This window comes from Streptomyces sp. NPDC033966 (assembly GCF_055575955.1).
Map to the genome: position 1 here is coordinate 268,245 of NZ_JBVIRQ010000010.1, position 25,040 is coordinate 293,284.

The window sequence follows — 25,040 nt, forward strand, 5'->3', positions numbered from 1 at the left end:
CCGGTACCCGCATTCCGGAACCGGAGCACCGCCTTCCGCCATCCGGTCTCCCGGTGGGCCCCGGAAAACAAGGCCCCTATGTCCCGGAAGACGGGTATTCGGACCCTTTTTCGTCCCAGGACCCGGGCGGTCGGGCAGCCCACACCCCGGAGCCGGTTAGGCTCTAGTCGGCAGGGCCGTCCCACGGTCCACACGCCACCGCACACCCAGCGTCACATCCCAGAAGGAGATGCTCGTGCCGTCCATCGACGTCGTCGTAGCCCGGGAAATCCTGGACTCCCGAGGCAACCCCACGGTCGAGGTCGAGGTGGGCCTCGACGACGGCAGCACCGGCCGTGCTGCCGTTCCGTCCGGCGCCTCCACCGGTGCCTTCGAGGCCATCGAGCTCCGTGACGGTGACCCCAACCGTTACATGGGCAAGGGCGTGGAGAAGGCCGTCCTCGCCGTCATCGAGCAGATCGGGCCGGAGCTCGTCGGCTACGACGCCACCGAGCAGCGCCTGATCGACCAGGCCATGTTCGACCTCGACGCCACCGACAACAAGGGCTCGCTCGGCGCCAACGCCATCCTCGGCGTCTCCCTCGCCGTCGCGCACGCCGCGTCCGAGGCCTCGGACCTCCCGCTCTTCCGCTACCTCGGCGGCCCGAACGCGCACCTGCTGCCCGTTCCGATGATGAACATCCTCAACGGTGGGTCGCACGCCGACTCCAACGTCGACATCCAGGAGTTCATGATCGCCCCGATCGGCGCGGAGTCCTTCTCCGAGGCGCTGCGCTGGGGTGCCGAGGTCTACCACACCCTCAAGAAGGTCCTGCACACCAAGGGCCTCTCCACCGGCCTGGGCGACGAGGGCGGCTTCGCCCCGAACCTGGAGTCCAACCGCGCCGCGCTCGACCTCATCATCGAGGCCGTCAAGCAGGCCGGCTACACCCCGGGCAAGGACATCGCGCTCGCGCTCGACGTCGCCGCGTCCGAGTTCTACAAGGACGGCAAGTACGAGTTCGAGGGCCAGTCCCGCTCGGCCGCCGAGATGACCGACTACTACGCCGAGCTCGTCGAGGCGTACCCGCTCGTCTCCATCGAGGACCCGCTGTTCGAGGACGACTGGGCGGGTTGGAAGACCATCACCGACCGCCTGGGCTCCAAGGTCCAGATCGTCGGCGACGACCTCTTCGTCACCAACCCCGAGCGCCTCGCCCGCGGCATCGAGGAGGGCTCCGCGAACGCCCTGCTCGTGAAGGTGAACCAGATCGGTTCCCTGACCGAGACCCTCGACGCCGTCGAGATGGCCCAGCGCAACGGCTTCAAGTGCATGATGTCGCACCGCTCCGGCGAGACCGAGGACGTCACCATCGCCGACCTCGCCGTCGCCGTGAACTGCGGTCAGATCAAGACCGGCGCCCCGGCCCGCTCGGACCGCGTCGCCAAGTACAACCAGCTGCTGCGCATCGAGGAGATCCTCGACGACGCCGCCGTGTACGCCGGCCGCAGCGCCTTCCCGCGCTTCAAGGGCTGACACCGCCTCAGGGCGGCGGCCCGGGGGGACACCCCTGGGTCCCCAGCCTCCGTACGTCCCCGCACTCGGTCCCGTACCGTGTGCGGGGACGTATTGCGTAGTGCGCGCACAGGGGAGGCGGGGCCATGGCCGGGAACCGGGATCGGTTCTCCACCTTCTCGACGGCGACCCGTCTCAAACAGCTCGGCGAGCGGACCGCGGCCCACGTCTACCGCTCGCAGTCCCGCCGGCACATCCGCCGCAGCCGGCTCACCGGCCGCGCCGCACTGCTGGTCCTCGTCCTCTGTACGCTGGTCGTCGCCCTCGCGTATCCGATGCGCCAGTACGTGTCCCAGCGCTCGGAGATCACGGACCAGCAGCGGGCCGCCGACACCGCGCGCAAGCGGCTCGAACAGCTCCGCGACGAGAAGGCCCGCTGGCAGGACCCCGCGTACGCGGAGCAGCAGGCGCGCAGGCACCTGCACTTCCTGCGCCCGGGGGAGATCGGCTACATCATGACCGACCCCGGGGCCGCGGCCCCGGAGCGCCGCCGCGGCGGCCAGGACGGTTCCGACCGCCCCTGGTACTCCAACGTCTGGGACGGCGTCGACAAGGCCGACCGCCCCGGCGAATGACCCACTGACCCACCCATCACGCACGACCGAACGAAGAGACTTCCTCCAGGCATGCAGACGCCCCCGCCCCAGACCGACCGGACCGAGCCGACCGACGCGGACATCGAGGCGTTCGAGCAGCAGCTCGGCCGCCCGCCGCGCGGGCTGCGCGCCATCGCGCACCGCTGCCCCTGCGGACAGCCGGACGTCGTCGAGACCGCACCCCGGCTGCCCGACGGCACCCCCTTCCCCACGCTGTACTACCTGACGTGCCCGCGCGCGGCCTCCGCGATCGGCACGCTGGAGGCCAACGGCGTGATGAAGGAGATGCAGGCCCGGCTCGCCGAGGACCCGGAGCTCGCCGCCGCGTACCAGAAGGCGCACGAGGACTACATCCGGCGCCGCGACGCCATCGAGGTGCTCCAGGGCTTCCCGAGCGCCGGCGGCATGCCGGACCGGGTCAAGTGCCTGCACGTGCTGGTGGGCCACTCGCTGGCCGCCGGCCCCGGGGTGAACCCGTTCGGCGACGAGGCGCTGGCCATGCTGCCGGAGTGGTGGGCCAAGGGCGCCTGCGTCACCCCGTGCGGGGAGACGAAGGAAGAGGAGACCGGGGAGGAGTCCGCATGACCCGGGTCGCGGGCATCGACTGCGGTACGAACTCCATCCGCCTGCTGGTCGCCGACTGCGACCCGGCCACCGGCGAGCTGGTCGAGCTCGACCGGCGGATGACGATCGTCCGGCTCGGGCAGGGCGTGGACAAGACCGGCCGGCTGGCCCCGGAGGCGCTGGAGCGCACCTTCGCGGCCTGCCGCGAGTACGCCGGGGTGATCAAGGAGTTCGGCGCCGAGCGGGTGCGCTTCGTGGCCACCTCGGCCTCGCGCGACGCGGAGAACCGGGACGAGTTCGTCCGGGGGGTCCTGGACATCCTCGGCGTCGAGCCCGAGGTGATCTCCGGCGAGCAGGAGGCGGAGTTCTCCTTCACCGGGGCCACCAAGGAGCTCGTCGCGCACGAGCACCTGGAGCGGCCGTTCCTGGTGGTGGACATCGGCGGCGGCTCGACCGAGTTCGTCGTCGGCGAGGACCGCGTACGCGCCGCCCGCTCGGTCGACGTGGGCTGCGTACGGATGACCGAGCGCCACCTGGTGGTGGACGGCGAGGTCACCGACCCGCCGGCGCCGGCGCAGATCGCCGCCATGCGGGCCGACATCGAGGCGGCCCTGGACCTGGCCGCCGAGACGGTCCCGCTGGCCGGGGCCCGCACCCTGGTGGGCCTCGCGGGCTCGGTGACCACGGTCGCCGCGATCGCGCTGGGCCTGGCCGAGTACGACTCGTCGGCGATCCACCACGCCCGGATCTCCTACGAGCAGGTCCGCGAGATCAGCGAGCGCATGCTGACCGCCACCCACGCCGAACGCGCCGCCATCCCCGTGATGCACCCGGGGCGGGTCGACGTGATCGGCGCGGGCGCGCTGGTCCTGCTCGCGATCATGGAGCGCATCGGCGCCGCCGAGGTCGTGGTCTCCGAGCACGACATCCTGGACGGCATCGCCTGGAAGACCGCAGAAGAGGTCGAGACGGACAAGTAGCGCTCCTGACCCGCGGAAATGCCGAACGGCGGCGCTCCGGTCAGTCGACCGGAGCGCCGCCGTCTGCCTGGGATTCAGATGGTGCGGTAGATGTCGCGGCGGTCGCCCACCTTGACGACGAGGATGACGAGCTCGCCGTCCAGGACCTGGTAGGCGATCTGGTAGCTGCCGACCCGGAGCCGGTACAGGCCGGAGGGGCCGGTGAGCTTCTTGATGTCGGCGTCCTCGCGGTACGGATCGTCTCCCAGCGTGGTCAGGGCGGCGAGGATCCGCATCGCTGCCGGCCTGTCGATCGCCCGGAGCTGCCGTTGCGCCGCGGTCGTGAACCGAAAGGCGTACTTCACGCCGCGCCGTCACCCCGTTCGCTGAACAGGTCGGCCAGCAGCTCGGCCATCGTCACCGTCGATCCGCCCTCGGCGAGTACCGCCTCCGCCTCGCGTGCGAGCAGCTCGTCTGCCGCCTCTTCGAGCGCGTTGAAGTCCGCGATGGGGACGAGGGCGGCCACCGGAGCGCCGTTCCGCGTGATTATGGTCGGGGCGCCCTGCTCGGCACGGTTGATGTGGTCCGCAAGATGGGCGCGGGCTTCGCGCACGGTCACGGCGTTCTCATCACTCATGAAAGCCAGTGTACGCGCGAACGTGTACACCTGCCGGATGTCGCGCAAACGGGTGTGGGTTCACCGGTAATGCCGGACGGCATCGCCTGGTCCGCGGCCTGACCCGGCTCAGCGCCACGAGGGGCCCCCGTGGATCGCGGGGCCCCTCGTCGTTCCCGCCCGTTCCCGGCCCGGGGCGGAGTGCCCCGACAGCCTCGGATCCATGATCGAAAACCCTGGCCCCCTGCCCCCGCCCGCCGGCTACTTGCCCTTGGCCAGCTGGTCGACCCTCGGTATGGACAGGCCCAGCAGTTCCCCCACCTCCCTGAGCGTCCGCCCGTGGCGCAGTTCCAGCACCGCGCCGGTCCGCGCCTGCCTCGCGGAGCGCACGGCGCGGGGGAGCAGGTCGTCCGACAGCAGGCGTGCCGCGCGCTCGCGTTCCAGCGGGTCCTGGATGTCGTCGAGGTGTGCCAGGGCGGCACCGATGTGCTCGGCCATGAGGGCGCGCAGCTCCGTGAGCCGCGCTTCCAGGGTGTCCTTTTCGATCATGGGGCCAGCGTACGAGCGGGCCGGGTCCTTCCGGTCCGGTTCGGCCACCCCGCCTCGACCGGTTCCCGGGCGGCCGTGCACCGGCCGTCGTGCGGTCGTGTGGCTGAACATCGCGTTCCGCCCGATGGGTGGCTGGTGGGCGGGGGGAGCGGGGCCGGTGCGGCGGCAGTGCGGGGGCGGTGCGGGGCCCCCGGAGCGGCCGAAAGCACCCCTCCGGGAACCAGGTTCGTGAAGTTCTTCACAAGGAAAATGCGTCTGCTGGGTCAACAGGGAGGCCCTACGGGCCCTTCTCGGGGGTCGCAGGGTCGTTTCGGCACCTGTTTGTGCGATGCGCGGCCGCGACGGGTTTCGTATCGGAGGTAAGGACGAACCCCAGTGGTCCAGTCCGGTTGAGGCCTTGGAGGCCAGTTCAGACCGGGTGAACAACGACTCCCGTTATACGTTGGTTCCCGTTGCGCGCCATGATCTGGGTCACGCGGGCCGCGCAGTGTAGCAGAGACCTTGGGGCACCTTGTGAAGGGGCTCACGAGCGTCACCCCTTGGGGTGCTGGATACTCATTCCATGAGCACCACGGAGCGTCCCAGGATCCTCGTAGTAGGAGGTGGGTACGTAGGCCTGTACGCAGCCAAGCGCATCATGAAGAAGATGCGCTACGGCGAGGCGACCGTCACGGTCGTCGACCCGCGGTCGTACATGACCTACCAGCCCTTCCTCCCCGAAGTGGCCGCAGGCAACATCTCGCCTCGGCACGTTGTCGTCCCGCTGCGACGCGTGCTGCCCAAGGCTGAGGTTCTCACCGGCCGGGTCACCACCATCGACCAGGACCGCAAGGTCGCCGTCGTCACGCCGCTGGTCGGCGAGGCGTACGAGCTGCCCTTCGACTACCTGGTGATCGCGCTCGGCGCCGTCTCCCGCACCTTCCCGATCCCCGGCCTGGCCGAACAGGGCATCGGTATGAAGGGCGTCGAAGAGGGCATCGGCCTGCGCAACCACGTCCTCGAGCAGCTCGACAAGGCCGAGTCCACGACGGACGAGAACGTCCGCCGCAAGGCACTCACCTTCGTCTTCGTCGGCGGCGGCTTCGCCGGCGCCGAGACGATCGGCGAGGTCGAGGACATGGCCCGCGACGCCGTGAAGTACTACTCCACGATCAAGCGCGAGGACATGCGCTTCATCCTGGTCGACGCGGCGGACAAGATCCTTCCCGAGGTCGGGCCCAAGCTCGGCACCTGGGGCAAGGAGCACCTCGAGTCCCGCGGCATCGAGATCTACCTCAGCACCTCCATGGACTCCTGCGTGGACGGCCACGTGGTGCTGAAGAACGGCCTCGAGGTCGACTCCAACACCATCGTGTGGACCGCGGGCGTCAAGCCGAACCCGGCGCTGGCCCGCTACGGCCTGCCGCTGGGCCCGCGCGGCCACGTGGACACCGCCCCGACCCTCCAGGTCCAGGGCACGGACTACATCTGGGCCGCGGGCGACAACGCCCAGGTCCCGGACGTCGCCGCCCGCAAGGCCGGCGTCGAGAACGCCTGGTGCCCGCCGAACGCCCAGCACGCGCTGCGCCAGGCCAAGGTCCTCGGCGACAACGTGGTCTCCGGCATGCGGGGCTTCCCGCAGAAGGAGTACGCGCACTCCAACAAGGGTGCGGTGGCGGGCCTCGGCCTCCACAAGGGCGTCGCGATGATCGTCATGGGCAAGATGAAGATCAAGCTCAAGGGCCGGCTCGCCTGGTACATGCACCGTGGCTACCACGGCATGGCCATGCCGACCTGGAACCGCAAGATCCGCGTCTTCGCCGACTGGACCCTCGGCATGTTCCTCAAGCGCGAGGTCGTCTCCCTCGGAGCGCTGGAGACCCCGCGCGAGGAGTTCTACGAGGCCGCCAAGCCGGCGCCGGCTCCGGCCGCCGCCGCTGCCCCGGCCGAGAAGGCCAAGGCCTCCTGACCCTGACCGGTCCGGCAGGTCACTGAGCACGTCCCCGAAGGGGCTGCCCGCCATCCGTGGTGCGGGCGGCCCCTTCGGCGTACCCGGGGACCGTCGGGCGGGCCGGCCCGGGGCCAGGGGGCGGGGTGACCGGATCCGGGCGGGGGCGTGGCCGGACCCGCCCCCTTACCGCGGGTCCGGCGCGGCCGGCTGGAGCCCCGGTCGAGGGACGGTCCAGCGGGCAAACCGGCCGTGATTGCCCCAGAGGGGAAGTGGGAAGTCGTTCCACGGAACTTCTGGAGGTGCCTGAAATGACCGACGCCGCGCCGCGGCTGGCAGCGATTGCCGAAACCCTGCTGGGCGCCCCCCTGCCCGTGCGGATACGGGCCTGGGACGGCAGTGAGGCCGGCCCGGCCGCCGGCCCCGTGCTGGTGATCAACCACCGGCGCGCCCTGCGCCGGATCCTGTGGAAGCCGGGCGAGCTGGGGCTCGCCCGCGCCTGGGTCGCCGGGGAGCTGACCGTCCACGGCGACCTGTTCGCCCTGCTCGACCGGGTGGCCGGCCTGCTGTGGGAGCGGGAGCACCCCGTGCCCGCCCCCGCCCCGGCCCGTGCGGGGCTGGGCAGGCTCGCCGCCCTGCGCCCGCACCTGCCCGGCCACGGCTCCGGCCCCGCCGGGACCGCCGCGCTGCTGCGCGACCCGGCCGCACGGGCCGCCGTACGCGACCTCGTGGCCCTGGCGCGCCCGTGGACGGCGCCCGCGCCGCCGCCGGAGGAGGCCGTCCGCGGCGGCGGGCCGCGCCACTCCAAGCGGCGCGACAGCGAGGCGATCAGCCACCACTACGACGTGGGCAACGACTTCTACGAGCGGGTCCTCGGCCCCTCGATGGTCTACTCCTGCGCCTACTGGACCCCGGACGGCGCCCTCGAGGACGCCCAGCGGGACAAGCTCGACCTGGTCTGCCGCAAGCTCGGCCTGGAGCCGGGACAGCGGCTCCTGGACGTCGGCTGCGGCTGGGGCTCCATGGCCCTGCACGCGGCCCGCGAGTACGGGGTGCGCGTCACCGGCATCACGCTCTCGCGCGAGCAGGCCGCGTACGCCCGCAAGCGGATCGCCGAGGAGGGCCTGACCGACCGGGTCGAGATCCGGGTGCAGGACTACCGGGACGTCAAGGACGGCCCGTACGACGCGATTTCCTCGATCGGCATGGCCGAGCACGTGGGCTCCGCCCGCTACCGCGAGTACGCCGGGATACTGCACGCCCTGCTGGCCCCCGGCGGCCGGCTGCTCAACCACCAGATCGGCCGGCCCCCGGAGCCCGACGAACAGGCGTACGAGGTCGACGAGTTCATCGACGCGTACGTCTTCCCGGACGGGGAGCTCTCCCCGATCGGCACCACCGTCGGCGAGCTGGAGCGGGCCGGCTTCGAGGTCCGCGACGTGGAGGCGCTGCGCGAGCACTACGCGCTGACCCTGCGGGCCTGGGTGGCCCGCCTGGAGCGGCACTGGGACGAGGCCGTACGGTTCACCTCGCCCGGCCGGGCCCGGGTGTGGCTGCTGTACATGGCGGCTTCCGCGCTGGGCTTCGAGCACGGCCGGCTGGGGGTCAACCAGGTGCTGGCGGTGCGCCCCGGGGACGGAGGGGCCTCGGGGCTGCCGCTGCGGGCGCGCGTCTGGGGCGCGGGGCCCTCGTAGCCCGGCGGCCGTCCGGTCGCCCGCGGCCGGGCAACGGGAAGGGCCCCGGGGCGTGTTGCCCCGGGGCCCTTCGGCGTGCGCCGCGCGCGCCGTGTACGTCCGTACGGCTACTCGGTCTTGATGGCGGTCAGCATGTTCAGCCGGGCGGCGCTGCGGGCCGGCCACATGGCGGCCAGGACGCCGACGACGGCGGCCAGCAGGAGGAAGATGCCGATCCGGTCGTAGGGGAGGACCAGTTCGTAGTTCGGCACCGACTTGGTGAGGGTGGAGCCGACGGCCCAGGCGAGGAAGACGCCGATGCCGACGCCGAGGACCGCGCCGAAGAGCGAGATGACCACGGACTCCAGGCGGATCATGTTCTTCACCCGGGCCCGGTCGAGGCCGATCGCCCGCAGCATGCCGATCTCCTGGGTCCGCTCGAAGACGGACATCGCCAGGGTGTTGACCACGCCGAGCACCGAGATGATCAGCGCCATGCCGAGCAGGCCGTACATGATGTTGAGCATCGTGTTGATGATGCCGCCCATCTCGTTGCGCATGTCCTGCTGGGTGGCGACGGTCATCGCCGGGTTCTTGCCGAGGGCGTCGATGACGGCCTGCTGGCTCGCCTTGGACTGGCCGCCGGTGGTGTTGACGTAGACCTCGGGGATGAGCTGCTGGTCGGTGTGCTCGGCGAGGATCTTGTTGTCGAGGACGAAGGGGGACAGCAGGCCGTCGAGGTCCTCGTAGACCGCGCCGACCTTCAGCGTGGCCTTCTTGCCGTCCTCGAACTGGGCCTGGAGGGCGGAGCCGACGGTCAGGTTCTGCTTCTTGGCGGTCTTCTCGGCGACGGCGACCTCGCCCTTGCCGAGGCTGTCCAGGGAGCCGCTGACGACCTTGATGTTCAGCAGCCGGCCGATGGCGGCAGGGCTGACGCCGGACGCGGCGCGGAAGCTGTCGCCGACCTTGAAGTAGCCGGCGGCCTGCGGGGAGACCGCCTGCACGCCGGGGGCCTTGGCCAGGGTTTCGACGACCGACTTGTCGAGGCTGCCCATGCCGCCGGACATGGTGACCTTGTAGTCCGCCTTGAGCTTGTCGGTGCTCATCCGGTCGATGGCCTTGCCCATGGTGACGCCGAGGACGGACATGGTGGTGACGAGGGTGAGGCCGATCGCCAGGGAGGCGGCCGTGACGGCGGTGCGGCGCGGGTTGCGCACGGCGTTCTGGGCGGCCAGCTTGCCGGGGACGCCGAAGACCTTCTGCAGGGCCGGGCGGACGGCCGCGATGACCGGCTTGGAGAGCAGCGGGAGCAGCACGATCATGCCGACGAGCATGAGGAAGGCGCCGCCGCCGATGACCATGCGGCCGTCGCCGCCCATCGAGACGCCGAGGAGGACGACGCCGATGCCGGCGAGGCTGATCACGGAGCCGATGACGTTGCGGACCACGAGGGACTTGGCGGAGGCCGGCAGGTGGGCGCTGCCCATGGCGGCGACCGGGGCGATCCGGCCGGTGCGCCAGGCGGGCAGCAGGGCGGCGACGGTGGTGACGAGGACGCCGATCACCAGCGCGGCGATGATCGTGCCCGGGGCGATGACCAGGTCCCCGGCGGGGATCTTGGCGCCGATGGTGTCCATCAGGGAGCGCATGGCGACCGCGAGGCCGACGCCGGCGGCGAGGCCGATGGCGGCCGAGAGGGCGCCGACGACCAGGGCCTCGGCGAGCACCGAACGCATGACCTGGCCGCGGTTGGCGCCGACGGCGCGCAGCAGGGCCAGCTCCTTGGTGCGCTGGGCGACCAGCATGGTGAAGGTGTTGTAGATCAGGAAGATGCCGACGAAGAGGGAGATGCCGGCGAAGGCGAGCAGCATGTTGCTCATGCTGCTCATCCCCTTCTCGATGTCCTTGGCCTGCTGGGCGGCGAGTGCGGCGCCGGTCTGGGCCTTGGTGGTCTTGCCGTCGACCAGCGGCTTGATGTCGGCGAGCAGCTGGTCGGCGGAGGCGCCGGGGGCGGCGGCGACGGAGAGCTCGTCGTAGAAGCCGGGCTGGAGGTAGAGCTCCTGGGCGACCTTGGTGTCGAAGAGGACCAGGCTGCCGCCGGCGTTGACGGCGCCGTCCTCGGTGGTGAAGACGCCGGCGAGGGTGAACTCGCGGACCGGGCCGTTGGTGGCGACGCGGACCTTGTCGCCGGTCTTGTACCCGCCCTTGGACGCGGTCTCCTTGTCGAGGGCGACCTGGTCGTCCCTGACCGGCCCGGTGCCGTCGGTGAACGTGTAGCGGGGGTCCTTGCCGTCCTTGACGGGGGCGTGGTTGGAGCCCTTGTTGGCCCAGCCGGTGCCGATCAGCTTGCCGTTCTCGTCGCCGACGCCGGCGAAGCCGGAGACGCGGCCGGACACCGAGCCGACGCCCTTGACGGCCTTGACCTTGTCCAGGGTCTGCTGGCTGATGCCGGGGTCGCCCTCCTTCTGGCCGTCCTCGGAGCGGGCCTGCCCGTACGAGGTGACGGAGACGGCGACGCCGCTGTAGCTCTTGGCGGACTGGCCGGACAGGGCCTTGCCGAGGGTGTCGGTGAAGACGAGGGTGCCGGAGACGAAGGCTACGCCGAGGGTGACGGCGAGCACCGTCATCAGCAGCCTCGCCTTGTGCGCGAGGACGTTGCGCAGGGCGGTACGGAACATGGGGATCTCAGTCCTGGGGCTGGAAGTCTGTGAGGAGGGCTGCGGTAGCTCCGCGGGGCGGGGCGGTCCGGCTCCGGGTCAGCTGGTGCGGCCCTTGGCGTCGAAGGCCTTCATCCGGTCGAGCACGCCGTCGGCGGTGGGCGCGTGCATCTCGTCGACGATGCGGCCGTCGGCGAGGAAGATGACGCGGTCCGCGTAGGAGGCGGCGACCGCGTCGTGGGTGACCATCACGACGGTCTGGCCGAGCTCGCGCACCGAGTTGCGCAGGAAGCCGAGGACCTCGGCGCCGGAGCGGGAGTCCAGGTTTCCGGTCGGCTCGTCACCGAAGATGATCTCGGGGCGGGCGGCCAGGGCGCGGGCCACGGCGACGCGCTGCTGCTGGCCGCCGGAGAGCTGGGTGGGGCGGTGGGAGAGGCGGCCGGAGAGGCCGACCATGTCCACCACGGTGTCCAGCCACTGCTTGTCGGGCTTGCGGCCGGCGATGTCCATGGGGAGGGTGATGTTCTCCAGGGCGGTCAGGGTCGGCAGCAGGTTGAAGGCCTGGAAGATGAAGCCGATCTTGTCCCGGCGCAGCTGGGTGAGCTGCTTGTCCTTGAGGGAGCCGAGCTCGGTGTCGCCGATGCGGACGGAGCCGGAGGAGAAGGTGTCCAGGCCGGCCACGCAGTGCATCAGGGTGGACTTGCCGGAGCCGGAGGGGCCCATGATCGCGGTGAACTGGCCCTGGGCGAAGTCGACGGAGACGTTGTCGAGCGCGACCACCTGGGTCTCGCCCTGGCCGTACACCTTGGAGAGCTGCGCGGCGCGGGCGGCCACGGCCTGTGCGGTGTGCTGCCGGGCGTAGTTCATGGCGGTCACGGGGGGACTCCTGTCGAACGGTTCTGCTATGGGGCGGGACCTTTCCATCCTCACGGCGGGCACCCCCGCCGGGGATCAGCCGAGGTGCCCGTTCCACGGCCCACTGGAGTCTGACCACAGGCGGCCCCGTCTCCTCCTTTGGTATGACAGGAGGCGGCCGCGGGGCCCCACGGGGGTCCGGCGCGCGGGGGTGGCCCGGGGTGGCCCGGGGTGGCGGGCGGGGTGGCGCGAGGGCAACGGAATCAGGTCAATCCCGGGGCGGTGCGGCGCATCCTCCGGAAGGGGGCCGACCGCGACTTATCGGGTCTGACGGCCACTCAATCGCCAATAAAATCAGACAACATCGGATAGAGAGCCCTCTGCCGGCCAGGGTGTTCCGGATAGGCTCATCACTGCCTTCAAGGCATTTTCCACGGGGCCCGTCGCGCCTTGCCCGGATGGTGGAATGGCAGACACGGCGAGCTTAAACCTCGCTGGCCCTCGGGCCGTGCCGGTTCAAGTCCGGCTCCGGGCACACATGCGGCTCTTCCGTTTATCGGCGGCGGTTCGCCGCGCCTTCTCCTAAGATCCTCCTCCAGCAGTAGGGTGCTTTTTTTGCGAGCGCATTACTCTTGAAGCAAGGCCGCGCCCGGTGGCCATGGAGGAGTGAGATGAGGAGCAGTAACCCGGTCTTCTCGCGACGGGGGTTCAGCCGCGACAACGGCGGCTACGCGGGCTTCGAGGCGCAGCACGCGCAGGCCGGGACCGCGACCAACCCGTACGCGACGAATCCTTACGCCACCGACCCGACCACCGGCATGCCGGCGGCCCCGGTCCGCGGCGGCGCGATGACCATCGACGACGTCGTGACCCGTACGGCCATGACGCTCGGCACCCTGATCGTCACCGCGACCCTCGCGTGGATCGCCCTGCCCGTCGACGCGGCCAACGTCGGCAAGTCGTACGGCATCGCCGTCGGCTCGGCGCTCGTGGCGTTCGTGCTCGCCATGGTCCAGAGCTTCAAGCGCAAGCCCACGCCGGCGCTGATCCTCGGCTACGCGGCGTTCGAGGGTGTCTTCCTCGGCGTCATCTCCATGGTGACCAGCACCTACATCAGCCCCGGCGTGGTCGTCCAGGCCGTGCTCGGCACGATGTGCGTCTTCGCGGCGGTGCTCGTCGCCTACAAGATGCGCTGGATCCGCGTCACCCGCCGCTTCACCGGCTTCGTGATGGCCGCGGCCCTCGGCTTCGTCCTGCTCATGCTGGCGAACTCGCTGTTCATGCTGTTCGGCGGCGGTGACGGCCTCGGCTTCCGCAGCGGCCCGCTCGGCATCGTCTTCGGCATCGTCGGCGTCATCCTCGGCGCCTGCTTCCTCGCCATGGACTTCAAGCAGGTCGAGGACGGCGTGACGTACGGCGCTCCGCGCGAGGAGGCCTGGCTGGCGGCCTTCGGCCTCACGCTGACCCTGGTGTGGATCTACCTGGAGCTGCTGCGCCTGTTCCAGATCCTCTCGGGCGACGACTAGCCGTACCGGTAGGAGCGAAGGGGAAGGCCCCGCGAGCGGACCGCTCGCGGGGCCTTCCCGCGTCCTGGGCCCGTAAGGGGGACAACGGGTCGTCTCGGTGCCGGTCAGCCGAACCTGCGGGCGGCTCTGCGCAGGCCGTACTCGTGGATGATCGCCTTGGCCTGGCCGTACGACAGGTCGTGCGCGCCGAGCAGCCAGCTGACCTTCTCCTCGAACCGGACGAGGGAGGGGCCTTCGTCCACGGTACGGAGCCAGTCGGAGATCTCACGACCGGTGGTCTGGGGGATTCTGTCGATCATGTTGCGGTGGGTCTTCTCGGAGAACTCTACGGACATGGGCGCCTCCGGGGGTGTCGCCGTGCTGTTCTCTTCACGTCACCGTGCCGCAGAGTTCGCCCGTTGGCAATGGTGCCGGGGCGGCGCGTAAGGTCGGCCGGGTGCTCGATACCTCACCCCTGAACGCCGCCGTGGAACGCTTCGCCGACCGGCTGCGGGCCGCCCCGCACAGCAGGCTCCAGCGGGGTGCGGCCGCAGAGGCCCTGGAGCTGGCCCGTGAGCTCGCGCTGCGCGCCCAGCGGCTGGAGGAGCCGGAGGGGGCGGCTCCGGCGCGTGTGATGCCGGACGCGGGCCTCTTCGTCGTGGGGGACCAGGTGGCGGTGGCCGGCCTCGACCTCGCCGAGGCGCTGCGCGCGGCCGCCCCCGGAACCGGCCCGGACGGCGCGAAGGCCCCGTCCGAGGTACTGGACGAGGCCGTGGCGCTGGTGGAGCAGGCGGAAGTCAGAGCGATGCGATGACGCGGTCCGCGAGGATGTAGACGTTGCTGTCGGGGTCCTCGGCGTCACCGCAGGAGAAGGTCAGCGCGTAGGCGCCGGAGATGCCGGAGCCGCCCAGCAGGACCGGGGCGGTGCCCGAGCGCAGGGCCTCGGCGAGGCGCTCCGCGGTCTCCCGGTGGCCCGGGGTCATGCAGAGCGTGGTGCCGTCGGTGAAGACGTACACGTCGAGGGTGCCCAGGGGGCCCGGGCGGACGTCCGCGAGGGCCGTACGGGCCTCCGCGAGCTCCTCCAGGCGGTTGACGGTGCGCTCGTGGTCGGCGCCGGGGCCGGGCTGGACCGGGACGAAGTCGGGGTGCGAGGGGTGGCGGCGGCGGGCCGCGGCCAGCTCCGCCGAGTCCTCGGGGTACTCGTCGGCGAGGTCGTCGCCCAGGACCGGCTCCAGGCCGACCATGTCCGCCTGCCGGGGCAGGAAGACCGGGCTGTCCTCGCCGAGGCCGGGCAGTCCGCCCAGCAGCGAGGGGGCGTCGGCTGCGTCGCGGGCCTCCTGCGCGGCCCAGAAGGCCCGCGCCTCGGCCAGCTCGCGCTCGCGCTCCTCGGCCAGGGCCTCGGCCACGGCGGCTCGTATCTCGGCGGCGGGGGACTGCACCGCGGCGCGGGCGTGCGGGACGGTCGCGGCGCGCGGGTGGGCCGACACCGCAAGCTCACCGCGCAGGGCGGTGACCTGCTTGCGCAGTCCGTGGACGGCGTGCAGCGCAGCAGCGCCCACGGCCGTGGCAGCGGCCGTGGTCAGCAGCAGGGCAAGAGACATGGCGCTCACTGACTAACTCCTGGTTGATTCGATCCCCCGACTTCCTACATCAGCTTGTCCCGTGCTGTGAATGGCGTGCAGTGCATTACGTCATGAAATGGACAGGTCTTTCGTCCTTGCGGACCAAGGGGGATGGCTTCTGACCTGGGCAAATACCGATCCCCCAGGACAAAGGTCACATCCTGGGGGAGATTCGGTCACAGGTCGGCCGCGACGGGATTGGATTCGCCGTCAGTAGAGCGCACGGACCTGGAGGATCCCTTGCGGGGCCTGGGGGCCCCGCTCGATCCGGTGATCGGCGGGGCCGTCCGTGACTACGACAGGCGCTCGATCACCATGGCCATGCCCTGGCCGCCGCCGACGCACATCGTCTCCAGGCCGAACTGCTTGTCGTGGAACTGGAGGCTGTTGATCAGGGTGCCGGTGATACGGGCACCGGTCATCCCGAACGGGTGACCGACGGCGATGGCCCCGCCGTTGACGTTCAGCTTGTCGAGCGGGATCTCAAGGTCGCGGTAGGACGGGATGACCTGGGCCGCGAAGGCCTCGTTGATCTCGAACAGGTCGATGTCGCCGACGGTCAGCCCGGCCCGCTTCAGGGCCTGCTTGGACGCCTCGACCGGGCCGAGGCCCATGATCTCGGGGGACAGGGCGGTCACGCCGGTGGAGACGATCCGGGCCAGCGGGGTCAGGCCCAGCTCCCGCGCCTTGGTGTCGCTCATGATGACGAGCGCGGCGGCGCCGTCGTTGAGCGGGCAGCAGTTGCCGGCCGTGACCAGGCCGTCGGGGCGGAAGACGGGCTTGAGGCCCTCCACGCCCTCCAGCGTGACGCCGGCGCGCGGGCCGTCGTCCTTGCTGACGACCGTGCCGTCAGGGGTGGTGACCGGGGTGATCTCGCGCGCCCAGAAGCCGTTCTTGATGGCTTCCTCGGCGAGGTTCTGCGAACGCACGCCGAACTCGTCCATGTCACGGCGGGTCACGCCCTTGAGGCGGGCCAGGTTCTCGGCGGTCTGGCCCATGGAGATGTACGCGTCGGGGATCAGGCCGTCCTCGCGCGGGTCGTGCCAGTCGCTGCCCTCGCTCTGCGCGACGGCGGCGGTACGGGCCTCGGCGTCGGCGAAGAGCGGGTTGTGGGTCTCCGGCAGGCCGTCGGAGGAGCCCTTCGCGAACCGGGAGACGGTCTCGACGCCGGCGGAGATGAACACGTCGCCCTCGCCCGCCTTGATGGCGTGCAGCGCCATGCGGGAGGTCTGGAGGGAGGAGGAGCAGTAGCGCGTGATCGTGGTGCCGGGCAGGTAGTCCATGCCCATCTGCACGGCGACGATACGGGCGAGGTTGTGGCCCTGCTCGCCGCCGGGGAGGCCGCAGCCGAGCATCAGGTCGTCGATCTGGCGCGGGTCCAGCTCGGGGACCTTGGCGAGGGCGGCCTGGATGATCGTGGCGGTGAGGTCGTCCGGGCGGACGTCCTTGAGCGAGCCCTTGCCGGCGCGCCCGATGGGGGAGCGGGCGGTGGAAACGATGACGGCTTCGGGCATCGGGACTCCAAGGGGGTGCGTCGTTGCGGGACCGCAAGCGAAGTTACCGCCCCGTACGGTCGGGGTCACCGTGCTCGGCATGTGATGCCGCCCTCTTTCTCCTTCTTGACGCGCCGCTCGCACGGCTCGGCCGCGAGCGGCCTCCCCGGCTTCGCGCCGCTGCGACAGCCTCCGGCCGTCGGACCTGGGGCGGGGTCGGTGGTGGGGCCGGTGGGGCGTGTGCGGGTGGGTGGCCCGCTACGCGGGACGAGGTCCCCTACCCGCCCTTCAACCGTTCTCGCCTCAAACGCCGGCGGGGCTGGATTTTCCAGCCCCGCCGGCGTTTGAGGCGCGGGTCCGGGCGGAGCCCTGGGGGCACCTCCCAGCGGTAGCTGGGGGAGGAACGGTGGAAGGGCGGGTAGGGGACCAGCCCCGCGCAGCGGCCGATCGAGGCTCGGCAGAGGACGGGGTTACGCCGGGTCCTCCGGGGCGGCGGCGGGGGTGGTGGCCGGGGCTGGGGATTCCGGTTCCGGGAGGCGCCGGCGGCGGCGGTGTTTCAGGAGGGCCCACGGGCCGCGGGCCGGGGTGACCTCCGTACCGGGCTCGCCCGCCGCCGCGGACGCCGCCTTCGCCACCAGCAGCATGTCCTCGTCCCGCGAGACGTCCAGCCGGTCCGACCCCGGCCACAGCCCCAGCGCCGCGCACAGCGTCGGCAGCACCGCCATCGCCGCCGTCGCGTACCCCTCCGCCGAGGGGTGGTAGGAGTCCGGGCCGAACATCTCACGCGGGTTCGCCGCGAACTCCGGGCCCAGCAGGTCCCCCATCGAGATCGTGCGCGCCCCCAGCGCGACCACGCCGATCGTCTGTGCCGCCGCCAGCTGCCGCGAGACCCGGCGGGCCATCCACCGCAGCGGCTGGTACACCGGCTCGATGGTGCCCAGGTCGGGGCAGGTCCCGACCACCACCTCCGAACCAGCGAGCCGCAGTCTCCGTACCGCCGCCGTCAGCAGCCGCACCGACTGCGTCAGCGGCATCCGTCTGGTCACGTCGTTCGCGCCGATGATGATCACGCACACGTCCGGCGCCGGCCCGCGCCCGTCCAGCAGCAGGCTCACCTGGCGGTCGAGGTCGTCGGACATGGCCCCGGACAGCGCCACGTTGCGCAGCTCCACCGGCCGCTCGGCCACCGCCGCCAGCCCGGACGCCAGCAGCGCGGCCGGGGTCTGGCGGGCCCGGCGGACGCCCAGCCCGGCCGCCGTGGAGTCGCCCAGCATGCCCATCCGCAGCGGGCCCGGGCTCAGTTCCGGCCCGCTGAACTCGCTCCCGTACAGGCCGTCCGCGCGCGGCGGCTCACCCAGCCCGTTGCCCACCGTGCGCTTCGCGAACTGCACCTCCGCCAGCACCAGCCCGAACGCGGCGACTCCGACCAGTCCGAGTCCGCCTCCGCCGTACGCTGCCCCCGCCGCGATCCGGCGGGCCGTCCTCGCCCTGGACACCCTTGCAGCCACCTCCTGCGTCGTGTTGACCTACCTGCCCCGTACTGCCGGTCGGCCAATCCCTTTCCGCATACTCTGGCCGGACCTCCCGGAGAACCCGTGGAGTCCCCTTCTTGGAGAACATGGTGCAATTCCACGACTCGATGATCAGCCTCGTCGGCAACACCCCGCTGGTGAAGCTCAACCGCGTGACCGAAGGCCTGCAGGCCACCGTGCTTGCCAAGGTCGAGTACTTCAATCCCGGCGGTTCGGTGAAGGACCGCATCGCCGTTCGGATGATCGAGGCCGCCGAGCAGAGCGGTGCCCTCAAGCCCGGTGGCACCATCGTGGAGCCCACCAGCGGCAACACCGGCGTGGGACTCGCCATCGTGGCCCAGCAGAAGGGCTACAAGTGCATCTTCGTCTGCCCTGACAAGGTCTCCCTCGACAAGATCAACGTGCTGCGCGCGTACGGTGCCGAGGTCGTGGTCTGCCCGACCGCCGTCGACCCCGAGCACCCGGACTCGTACTACAACGTCTCCGACCGCCTCGTGCGCGAGACCCCGGGCGCCTGGAAGCCGGACCAGTACAGCAACCCGAACAACCCCCGTTCGCACTACGAGACCACCGGTCCCGAGCTGTGGGAGCAGACGGACGGGAAGATCACGCACTTCGTGGCGGGCGTCGGCACCGGCGGCACGATCTCCGGTACCGGCAACTACCTCAAGGAGGTCAGCGGCGGGAAGGTCAAGGTCATCGGCGCGGACCCGGAGGGCTCCGTCTACTCCGGCGGCAGCGGCCGCCCGTACCTCGTCGAGGGTGTCGGCGAGGACTTCTGGCCGACGGCCTATGACCCGAACGTCACCGACGAGATCATCGCGGTGTCCGACAAGGACTCCTTCCAGATGACGCGCCGCCTGGCGAAGGAGGAGGGCCTGCTGGTCGGCGGCTCCTGCGGCATGGCGGTCGTCGCCGCGCTGCGCGCCGCCGAGGGCCTGGGCCCGGACGACGTGGTCGTCGTCCTGCTGCCGGACAGCGGCCGCGGCTACCTCAGCAAGATCTTCTCCGACGAGTGGATGGCCGGGCACGGCTTCCTGGAGGAGGCGGGTCCCGCCGCGCGCATCGGGGACGTCCTCGCCGACAAGGAGGGCGGCATCCCGTCGCTCGTCCACATGCACCCCGAGGAGACCGTCGGCCAGGCCATCGAGGTGCTGCGCGAGTACGGCGTCTCGCAGATGCCGATCGTCAAGCCGGGCGCCGGCCACCCCGACGTGATGGCCGCCGAGGTCATCGGGTCGGTCGTGGAGAAGGAGCTCCTCGCGGCGCTGTTCGCGCAGCGGGCCTCGCTCGGCGACCCGCTGGAGAAGCACATGAGCGCGCCGCTGCCGCAGGTCGGCTCCGGTGAGCCGGTGTCCGAGCTGATGGCGGTGCTCGGCGAGGCCGACGCGGCGATCGTGCTGGTCGAGGGCAAGCCCACCGGTGTGGTGAGCCGCCAGGACCTGCTGGCGTTCCTGGCCAAGACGGCCAAGTAGTCCGGGAGTCCCCGCGTACGCGGCCGGGGAGGCGGCGGGCCGCGGGGCCGCCGCCTCCCCGCGCTCGCGCAGGGGACGGGGACCGCCGCACCCCCGGCGGGCCGGGGGGCGGGACGACGGCGGTCCCCGCCCGGGACGCGGGCCGGGTCAGGGCCGGCCGCGTCCTGGGGGATGCCTTGTGGATCATGGCGGGCCCGCGGTGTCCGGCACCGCGCCTCGCCGCGTCGTCCTCAGTCGCCGGGGCTCCGCACGGACTCCTTCGTCCGTCTTGCGGTGCACGGCGCCGGGCACCGCGAGCTGATCCGTCCTGATCCACAAGACACCCCCCGCGTCACCGGCGCGTTCCGGGAGCCGCTCCGGAGGCGCGCAGGCGCCGTGCGAGGCGTCGGCCGGGTTCGCTGCCTGCCCGGTCTCCCGGGCTCCCTGCCGACGACACCACTGTGGCGCAGCCGTGTTAAGCCGGTGCTGCCGTCACGTGTCGCCCCCGTACCGTTTGCGCGAAGGGTGCGGGCCGGTCGCCAGGCCCTGTCCGGGCGATCTTCGCGGGCCCACGCCTCCCCCAGCTAACGCTGGGAGGGGCCCCCAGGCACGGCACCTCGCCGCGTTGTCGGTCCGCGCCCGTACGTCCAGTACGAGCCGCGCCCCTTGCGATGCACCGCGCCTGGGCCCCTCCCCGCGGTAGCCGGGGCAGGCGTGTGCTGATCCACGAGATCGCCCGGACAGGGCCTAGGCGCGCGGGTCGCGGCCCGGCCGGCGGAGCCGGCCGGTGTGGGCGAGGTTCACGCCCACGATGCCCGCCCAGGTCGCCACCAGGCCGCCGATGCCCTGGGTGATGCCGATGGCCGACAGCGGGACCGCCAGTACCAGCGTGACGATCGCGAAGCCGAAGCGCTCCCCGAAGGCGCTCACCGGTGACCCGCCGGGGCCCTGCCCGCCGCGGGCCTGGAGCAGCCGCTCCTCGGCGAGCCTGCGCCGGACCTGGGTGTCGACCTTGTCCACGAAGGACTCCACGAGCGCGGCCTCGTACTCGGGTCCGAGCTCCCGCCGGGCCTCCAGCGTCGCCGCGAGTTCCTTCTCGAGGTCTGTCATGCGGCCACCGTAGGAGGCGCCGCGGCGGCCCGCACTGGGGGTAGCCCCCGTATCCGGATCGCGGTCACGGCTTGCCGAGCTGCATAGACACATGCAGAGTGCAGGGTGACTGAATATCTCACCGGGGACGGGACGGAGGGGGCGGCGATGAACGACAGCCCGGCCGCACGGCTGCAACGGCTGTTCGAGGGACACCGGCTGACGCCGACCCAGCGGCGCATCGCGCACTGCATGGTGCGCGGCGCGGCGGAGGTGCCCTTCCTGTCGAGCGTGGAACTCGCCGAGCTGGCCGGCGTGAGCCAGCCCTCGGTGACCCGGTTCGCCGTGGCCCTCGGTTTCGACGGGTACCCGGCCCTGCGCCGGCACCTGCGCGAGGTGGCTCCGGCCGGGCGTCCCGAGCCCGCGCGCGAGGGCGAGTACAACGAGTACCAGCAGGCCGTGCAGGGCGAGATCGAGAACCTCCAGCGGCTCTCGGCGATGCTCGCGGACCCGGCGCCGGTGGAGGAGGCGGGCCGGGTGCTCGCGGCCTCGGCGCCGCTGCCGGTGCTGGGGCTGCGGGCGGCGTCCTCGCAGGCGCGCGGGTTCGCGTACTTCGCGGCCAAGGTGCACCCGGACGTACGCCTCCTCGACGAGGGCGGCTCCATGCTCGCCGACCGGATCGACGCGGCGGCCGCCGCCGGGGCCTCGGCGCTGCTGTGCTTCGCGCTGCCGCGCCACCCGCGCGAGGTGGTGGAGGCCCTGGAGCACGCGCGGGCGGCCGGGCTGACGGCGGTGACGGTCGCCGACTCGGCCTTCGCGCCCGTCGCCCGGCACTCGGACCTGCTGATCCCGGCGCCGGTCGGCACCGGGCTGGCCTTCGACACGGCGTGCGCGCCGATGCTGCTGGGCCGGGTGCTGCTGGAGGCGATGGCGGACGCCCTGCCGGACGCGCAGGCGCGGCTGGAGGACTTCGACGCGCGGGCCGCGGCGCGCGGGCTGTTCGTGGAGTAGCCGCCACCCCCGCGGGCCCTCGGCGGCAGTCGAGCCCGGCCGGCTCCGCGGCCGGCCGGCCGCGCGGCGCGGGGATCCGGGACGGGGCGGGCGCGGGGTGTCGCGTACGGCGCGCAGGGCCGGGTGCGGGTGGTCGCGATCCGGGTCGTCCGGTCGGTGAGGGCCACCACCCGCCGGGCTGCCGGGCCGCGGCGCCGGGCAGGCCCCGGCCGCCCCTACAGCAGCGCGTCCCGGTAGCCGCCGCCCGCCTCCGCGACGATCTGCGCCGGGGACTGGGCCGGGCGGGCCAGGCTGAAGCGGACCCCGCCGCCCGGGCCGGGGGCGGCCGTGAAGCCGTGGACCGCCGGGCGGGGGAGGCTGTTGTAGCCGTAGTGGGCCGTGAAGGCGTACGCGCCCGTGTCCGGGACCGCGATCACGTCGCCCGGGGAGAGCCCCGGCAGCTCCCGGGCGGTGGCGAGGAGGTCCCCCGCGAAACAGGCCGGGCCCGCGACGTCCTGGGCCACCGGGGCGCCGGCCTTGGGCGCGCCCTTGGCGTCGTACGCCAGGATCCGCAGCGGCCAGGCCGCCGGCGCGTACACGGTGCGGGTGGCCAGCTGGACGCCCGCGTGGGTCAGGGCGATGCGGCGGCCGCCGGCCGTCTTCGTGTACTCGACCCGCGCCAGCACCAGCCCGTGCTTGGCCAGCAGTGACCGCCCGAACTCGGTGACCAGCCCGTACGAGCCGTCGAAGAGCGCGGGTACGGCCTCGCGCAGGGCCGCCACGTACTCCCCGTACCCCGGCGCGTGCTCGTCCGAGGCGAAGTCCACCGGCAGCCCGCCGCCGATGTCGAGGGTGTCGACCCGGCGCTCCCCGGCCGCCGCGTTGATCTCCTCGGCCAGCCCGTACAGCTCCCGCACCCCTTCGGCGATCCGCTCCAGCGCTACGCCCTGCGAGCCCGAGTGGACGTGCAGCCGGGTCAGCCAGGGCCGCTCCGCGAAGGCCCGTACCAGCCCCTCGCGCGCCCCCGGATCGCGCAGTGCGAAGCCGAACTTGGAGGTGGCGGTGGCCGTGGACAGGGCGCCGATGGACCCGGCGCCCGTCTGCGGGTTGATCCGCAGCCCGGCCGGGGAGCGGGTGGGGGCCGCCGCCACCAGGGCGTCGAGGCGTTCCAGCTCCTGCCGGTTGTCGGCGTTGACGGCGATCCCCAGGGCCAGTGCCCCGCGCAGCTCGGCCGTCGTCTTCACGGGGGAGTCCAGCACCGTCCGCTCCGCCGGGACCCCGGCCGCCCGGGCCAGCGCGAGCTCGCCGGGGCTGGCCACCTCGCAGCCGAGCCCGGCGTCCGCGAGCAGCCGCAGCACGGGCACCAGCGGGGCGGCCTTCACCGCGAAGGTGTGCAGGACGGGCGTCCCCGGCGCCACCGCGGCCCCGAAGGCGCCGGCCAGGGCGGCGGCGGAGGCGCGGATACCGGCCGTGTCGAGCAGGCAGACCACCGGCTCGCGCTCCAGCAGCCCCTGCTCCACGGCGGCCCGTACGGCCCGGTCACGGCGCTCCGCGGCGCCTTGCGTGTGCGTGTCGCCAGCCATGTCCGCCATCCCATCATCAGGCCGACCCGCCCGCAGCTGTTGACTGGAACTATTCATACCGCGAGGATGTGAATGGATTGACCAACACCGGAGGAGGCAACAGCCATGTCAGGACCCCGCCCCGTACGGGCCGCGCGAGGCACCGAGCTCAGCACCCTGGGATGGCAGCAGGAGGCCGCCCTCCGGATGCTGCAGAACAACCTCGACCCCGAGGTCGCCGAGCACCCCGACAAGCTCGTCGTCTACGGCGGCACCGGCAAGGCCGCCCGCGACTGGCGCTCCTTCGACGCGATGGTCCGCACCCTGCGCACCCTCAAGCAGGACGAGACCATGCTGGTCCAGTCCGGCCGCCCGGTCGGCGTGATGCAGACCCACGAGTGGGCGCCGCGCGTCCTGCTCGCCAACTCCAACCTGGTCGGCGACTGGGCCAACTGGGAGGAGTTCCGCCGCCTGGAGCACCTCGGCCTGACCATGTACGGCCAGATGACGGCCGGCTCCTGGATCTACATCGGCACCCAGGGCATCCTCCAGGGCACCTACGAGACCTTCGCGGCCGTCGCCGCCAAGAAGTTCGGCGGCACCCTCGCGGGCACCATCACCCTCACCGCCGGCCTCGGCGGCATGGGCGGCGCCCAGCCGCTGGCCGTGACGATGAACGACGGCGTCGCCATCTGCATCGACGTCGACCCGCGCGCCATCGAGCGCCGCATCGAGCACCGCTACCTGGACGTGAAGGCCGACAGCCTGGCCCACGCCCTCCAGCTGGCCACCGAGGCCCGCGACGCCCGCCGTCCGCTCTCCATCGGCCTCCTCGGCAACGCCGCCGAGCTGCTCCCGCAGATGCTGGCCGAGGGCGCGCCGATCGACATCGTCACCGACCAGACCAGCGCCCACGACCCGCTGGCCTACCTGCCGATCGGCGTCGACTTCGAGGACATGGCCGACGCCGCCGCCAAGGACCCGGCCGGCTTCACCACCCGCGCCCGCGAGTCCATGGCCAAGCACGTCGAGGCCATGGTCGGCTTCATGGACGCCGGCTCCGAGGTCTTCGACTACGGCAACTCCATCCGCGGCGAGGCCCAGCTGGCCGGCTACGACCGCGCCTTCGCCTTCCCCGGCTTCGTCCCCGCCTACATCCGCCCGCTGTTCTGCGAGGGCAAGGGCCCCTTCCGCTGGGCCGCCCTGTCCGGCGAGGCCTCGGACATCGCCAAGACCGACAAGGCGATGCTGGAGCTCTTCCCGGAGAACGAGTCCCTGCACCGCTGGATCAAGATGGCCGGCGAGCGCGTCCACTTCCAGGGCCTGCCCGCCCGCATCTGCTGGCTCGGCTACGGCGAGCGCGACCGGGCCGGCGAGCGCTTCAACGACATGGTCGCGAGCGGCGAGCTGGCCGCCCCGCTGGCCATCGGCCGCGACCACCTCGACTGCGGCTCCGTGGCCTCCCCGTACCGCGAGACCGAGGCCATGCTCGACGGCTCCGACGCGATCGCCGACTGGCCGCTGCTCAACGCCATGGTCAACGTGGCCTCCGGCGCCTCCTGGGTCTCCATCCACCACGGCGGCGGCGTCGGCATGGGCCGCTCCATCCACGCCGGCCAGGTCACCGTGGCCGACGGCACCCCGCTGGCCGGCGAGAAGATCCGCCGCGTCCTCACCAACGACCCCGGCATGGGCGTCATCCGCCACGTCGACGCCGGCTACGACATCGCCGAGAACGTCGCCGGCGAGCGCGGCGTCCGCGTCCCGATGCGCGAGGGTGACTCCGCGTGAGCCTGCCGCACGACCCGTCCCCGGCCGCACGGCCGGGGACGGGGCCCTCCC

General features: G+C 72.2%; 22 protein-coding genes and 1 tRNA gene. 12 read left to right on the forward strand and 11 right to left on the reverse strand.

Annotated features, from left to right (window positions below):
• Nucleotides 1-229: 229 nt before the first annotated feature.
• The 4 genes from eno (at nt 230) to ACZ518_RS27550 (ending at nt 3,695) form a co-directional block, all read left to right on the forward strand.
• Nucleotides 230-1,516, forward strand: a complete 1,287-nt coding sequence (eno, locus tag ACZ518_RS27535; RefSeq protein ID WP_469115684.1) for a phosphopyruvate hydratase — start codon at nt 230-232, stop codon at nt 1,514-1,516.
• Nucleotides 1,517-1,641: 125 nt separating this feature from the next.
• Nucleotides 1,642-2,130 carry an FtsB family cell division protein gene (locus ACZ518_RS27540; protein WP_469115685.1) on the forward strand — a complete coding sequence of 163 codons (489 nt, stop codon included), beginning with the start codon at nt 1,642-1,644 and terminating at the stop codon, nt 2,128-2,130.
• Between the two features lie 51 nt (nt 2,131-2,181).
• Complete coding sequence (locus ACZ518_RS27545; protein ID WP_469115686.1) at nt 2,182-2,736, forward strand: DUF501 domain-containing protein; 555 nt, start codon at nt 2,182-2,184, stop codon at nt 2,734-2,736.
• On the forward strand, nt 2,733-3,695 hold the full coding sequence (locus ACZ518_RS27550; RefSeq protein ID WP_469115687.1) for a Ppx/GppA phosphatase family protein: 963 nt from the start codon (nt 2,733-2,735) through the stop codon (nt 3,693-3,695). Before ACZ518_RS27545 ends, ACZ518_RS27550 begins: the two co-directional genes overlap by 4 nt.
• 74 nt (nt 3,696-3,769) lie before the next feature.
• Here ACZ518_RS27550 and ACZ518_RS27555 read toward each other — a convergent pair whose 3' ends face one another.
• The 3 genes from ACZ518_RS27555 to ACZ518_RS27565 all read right to left on the reverse strand — a co-directional run bounded on the left by ACZ518_RS27555 (nt 3,770) and on the right by ACZ518_RS27565 (nt 4,839).
• On the reverse strand, nt 3,770-4,039 hold the full coding sequence (locus ACZ518_RS27555) for a type II toxin-antitoxin system RelE family toxin (protein ID WP_469115688.1): 270 nt from the start codon (nt 4,037-4,039) through the stop codon (nt 3,770-3,772).
• Nucleotides 4,036-4,311, reverse strand: a complete 276-nt coding sequence (locus ACZ518_RS27560) for a type II toxin-antitoxin system Phd/YefM family antitoxin (protein WP_031150838.1) — start codon at nt 4,309-4,311, stop codon at nt 4,036-4,038. The genes ACZ518_RS27555 and ACZ518_RS27560 overlap by 4 nt, the downstream gene beginning before the upstream one ends.
• A 240-nt stretch (nt 4,312-4,551) precedes the next feature.
• Nucleotides 4,552-4,839 carry a hypothetical protein gene (locus ACZ518_RS27565; RefSeq protein WP_469115689.1) on the reverse strand — a complete coding sequence of 96 codons (288 nt, stop codon included), beginning with the start codon at nt 4,837-4,839 and terminating at the stop codon, nt 4,552-4,554.
• Nucleotides 4,840-5,401: 562 nt separating this feature from the next.
• On the opposite strand from ACZ518_RS27565, the gene ACZ518_RS27570 reads away from it, so the two are divergent.
• Entirely contained in the window at nt 5,402-6,787 is a 1,386-nt protein-coding gene (locus tag ACZ518_RS27570; protein WP_469115690.1) for an NAD(P)/FAD-dependent oxidoreductase, read from the forward strand.
• Nucleotides 6,788-7,077: 290 nt separating this feature from the next.
• Nucleotides 7,078-8,460 carry a class I SAM-dependent methyltransferase gene (locus ACZ518_RS27575; protein ID WP_469115691.1) on the forward strand — a complete coding sequence of 461 codons (1,383 nt, stop codon included), beginning with the start codon at nt 7,078-7,080 and terminating at the stop codon, nt 8,458-8,460.
• A 107-nt stretch (nt 8,461-8,567) separates the two neighbouring features.
• Here the strand turns inward: ACZ518_RS27575 and ACZ518_RS27580 are convergent, their stop codons facing one another.
• Complete coding sequence (locus tag ACZ518_RS27580; protein ID WP_469115692.1) at nt 8,568-11,117, reverse strand: ABC transporter permease; 2,550 nt, start codon at nt 11,115-11,117, stop codon at nt 8,568-8,570.
• 78 nt (nt 11,118-11,195) lie between these two features.
• On the reverse strand, nt 11,196-11,963 hold the full coding sequence (locus tag ACZ518_RS27585; RefSeq protein ID WP_469115757.1) for an ABC transporter ATP-binding protein: 768 nt from the start codon (nt 11,961-11,963) through the stop codon (nt 11,196-11,198).
• 440 nt (nt 11,964-12,403) lie between these two features.
• On the opposite strand from ACZ518_RS27585, the gene ACZ518_RS27590 reads away from it, so the two are divergent.
• Together ACZ518_RS27590 and ACZ518_RS27595 are read left to right on the forward strand one after the other, a co-directional pair.
• Nucleotides 12,404-12,486, forward strand: a tRNA-Leu gene (locus ACZ518_RS27590).
• Nucleotides 12,487-12,622: 136 nt separating this feature from the next.
• On the forward strand, nt 12,623-13,477 hold the full coding sequence (locus ACZ518_RS27595; RefSeq protein WP_469115693.1) for a Bax inhibitor-1/YccA family protein: 855 nt from the start codon (nt 12,623-12,625) through the stop codon (nt 13,475-13,477).
• Nucleotides 13,478-13,581: 104 nt separating this feature from the next.
• On the opposite strand, the gene ACZ518_RS27600 is transcribed toward ACZ518_RS27595, so the two are convergent.
• Entirely contained in the window at nt 13,582-13,812 is a 231-nt protein-coding gene (locus ACZ518_RS27600) for a DUF4287 domain-containing protein (RefSeq protein WP_469115694.1), read from the reverse strand.
• A 101-nt stretch (nt 13,813-13,913) separates the two neighbouring features.
• Between ACZ518_RS27600 and ACZ518_RS27605 the strand changes: the two genes are divergently transcribed.
• Nucleotides 13,914-14,270: a hypothetical protein gene (locus ACZ518_RS27605; protein ID WP_469115695.1), complete on the forward strand. Its 357-nt coding sequence runs from the start codon at nt 13,914-13,916 to the stop codon at nt 14,268-14,270.
• Here the strand turns inward: ACZ518_RS27605 and ACZ518_RS27610 are convergent.
• The 3 genes from ACZ518_RS27610 to ACZ518_RS27620 all read right to left on the reverse strand — a co-directional run bounded on the left by ACZ518_RS27610 (nt 14,254) and on the right by ACZ518_RS27620 (nt 18,067).
• Nucleotides 14,254-15,057, reverse strand: coding sequence for a hypothetical protein (locus ACZ518_RS27610; RefSeq protein WP_469115758.1), 804 nt, complete (start codon nt 15,055-15,057; stop codon nt 14,254-14,256). The two genes, ACZ518_RS27605 and ACZ518_RS27610, sit on opposite strands and share 17 nt — an antisense overlap.
• A 314-nt stretch (nt 15,058-15,371) precedes the next feature.
• Nucleotides 15,372-16,592 (reverse strand): acetyl-CoA C-acetyltransferase, encoded by a 1,221-nt coding sequence (locus ACZ518_RS27615; protein ID WP_469115696.1) that lies wholly within the window; start codon nt 16,590-16,592, stop codon nt 15,372-15,374.
• Nucleotides 16,593-17,041: 449 nt separating this feature from the next.
• Nucleotides 17,042-18,067 (reverse strand): SGNH/GDSL hydrolase family protein, encoded by a 1,026-nt coding sequence (locus tag ACZ518_RS27620; RefSeq protein ID WP_469115697.1) that lies wholly within the window; start codon nt 18,065-18,067, stop codon nt 17,042-17,044.
• A 125-nt stretch (nt 18,068-18,192) separates the two neighbouring features.
• Here ACZ518_RS27620 and ACZ518_RS27625 point away from each other — a divergent pair, with 125 nt between their 5' ends.
• Nucleotides 18,193-19,578: a cystathionine beta-synthase gene (locus ACZ518_RS27625; RefSeq protein ID WP_045947585.1), complete on the forward strand. Its 1,386-nt coding sequence runs from the start codon at nt 18,193-18,195 to the stop codon at nt 19,576-19,578.
• A gap of 726 nt (nt 19,579-20,304) precedes the next feature.
• On the opposite strand, the gene ACZ518_RS27630 is transcribed toward ACZ518_RS27625, so the two are convergent.
• Nucleotides 20,305-20,667, reverse strand: a complete 363-nt coding sequence (locus ACZ518_RS27630; RefSeq protein ID WP_469115698.1) for a hypothetical protein — start codon at nt 20,665-20,667, stop codon at nt 20,305-20,307.
• 147 nt (nt 20,668-20,814) lie between these two features.
• Between ACZ518_RS27630 and ACZ518_RS27635 the strand changes: the two genes are divergently transcribed.
• The gene (locus ACZ518_RS27635) at nt 20,815-21,657 is read left to right on the forward strand and encodes a MurR/RpiR family transcriptional regulator (protein WP_125603246.1); all 843 of its coding nucleotides are present in this window, start codon (nt 20,815-20,817) and stop codon (nt 21,655-21,657) included.
• A gap of 215 nt (nt 21,658-21,872) precedes the next feature.
• Here the strand turns inward: ACZ518_RS27635 and ACZ518_RS27640 are convergent, their stop codons facing one another.
• Nucleotides 21,873-23,219 (reverse strand): type III PLP-dependent enzyme domain-containing protein, encoded by a 1,347-nt coding sequence (locus ACZ518_RS27640; protein ID WP_469115699.1) that lies wholly within the window; start codon nt 23,217-23,219, stop codon nt 21,873-21,875.
• Between the two features lie 105 nt (nt 23,220-23,324).
• On the opposite strand from ACZ518_RS27640, the gene hutU reads away from it, so the two are divergent.
• Entirely contained in the window at nt 23,325-24,989 is a 1,665-nt protein-coding gene (gene hutU, locus ACZ518_RS27645) for a urocanate hydratase (protein WP_469115700.1), read from the forward strand.
• The last annotated feature ends 51 nt before the right edge of the window (nt 24,990-25,040 follow it).

Bases quoted from the DNA above. Each gene is read 5' to 3' on its own strand.
- ACZ518_RS27575 (WP_469115691.1), top strand. From the start codon at position 7,078: ATGACCGACGCCGCGCCGCGGCTGGCAGCGATTGCCGAAACCCTGCTG.
- ACZ518_RS27560 (WP_031150838.1), bottom strand. From the start codon at position 4,311: ATGAGTGATGAGAACGCCGTGACCGTGCGCGAAGCCCGCGCCCATCTT.
- ACZ518_RS27600 (WP_469115694.1), bottom strand. From the start codon at position 13,812: ATGTCCGTAGAGTTCTCCGAGAAGACCCACCGCAACATGATCGACAGA.
- ACZ518_RS27545 (WP_469115686.1), top strand. From the start codon at position 2,182: ATGCAGACGCCCCCGCCCCAGACCGACCGGACCGAGCCGACCGACGCG.
- ACZ518_RS27570 (WP_469115690.1), top strand. From the start codon at position 5,402: ATGAGCACCACGGAGCGTCCCAGGATCCTCGTAGTAGGAGGTGGGTAC.
- ACZ518_RS27640 (WP_469115699.1), bottom strand. From the start codon at position 23,219: ATGGCTGGCGACACGCACACGCAAGGCGCCGCGGAGCGCCGTGACCGG.
- ACZ518_RS27635 (WP_125603246.1), top strand. From the start codon at position 20,815: ATGAACGACAGCCCGGCCGCACGGCTGCAACGGCTGTTCGAGGGACAC.
- ACZ518_RS27585 (WP_469115757.1), bottom strand. From the start codon at position 11,963: ATGAACTACGCCCGGCAGCACACCGCACAGGCCGTGGCCGCCCGCGCC.
- ACZ518_RS27565 (WP_469115689.1), bottom strand. From the start codon at position 4,839: ATGATCGAAAAGGACACCCTGGAAGCGCGGCTCACGGAGCTGCGCGCC.
- eno (WP_469115684.1), top strand. From the start codon at position 230: ATGCTCGTGCCGTCCATCGACGTCGTCGTAGCCCGGGAAATCCTGGAC.
- ACZ518_RS27550 (WP_469115687.1), top strand. From the start codon at position 2,733: ATGACCCGGGTCGCGGGCATCGACTGCGGTACGAACTCCATCCGCCTG.
- ACZ518_RS27540 (WP_469115685.1), top strand. From the start codon at position 1,642: ATGGCCGGGAACCGGGATCGGTTCTCCACCTTCTCGACGGCGACCCGT.
- ACZ518_RS27610 (WP_469115758.1), bottom strand. From the start codon at position 15,057: ATGTCTCTTGCCCTGCTGCTGACCACGGCCGCTGCCACGGCCGTGGGC.
- ACZ518_RS27595 (WP_469115693.1), top strand. From the start codon at position 12,623: ATGAGGAGCAGTAACCCGGTCTTCTCGCGACGGGGGTTCAGCCGCGAC.
- ACZ518_RS27615 (WP_469115696.1), bottom strand. From the start codon at position 16,592: ATGCCCGAAGCCGTCATCGTTTCCACCGCCCGCTCCCCCATCGGGCGC.
- hutU (WP_469115700.1), top strand. From the start codon at position 23,325: ATGTCAGGACCCCGCCCCGTACGGGCCGCGCGAGGCACCGAGCTCAGC.
- ACZ518_RS27580 (WP_469115692.1), bottom strand. From the start codon at position 11,117: ATGTTCCGTACCGCCCTGCGCAACGTCCTCGCGCACAAGGCGAGGCTG.
- ACZ518_RS27630 (WP_469115698.1), bottom strand. From the start codon at position 20,667: ATGACAGACCTCGAGAAGGAACTCGCGGCGACGCTGGAGGCCCGGCGG.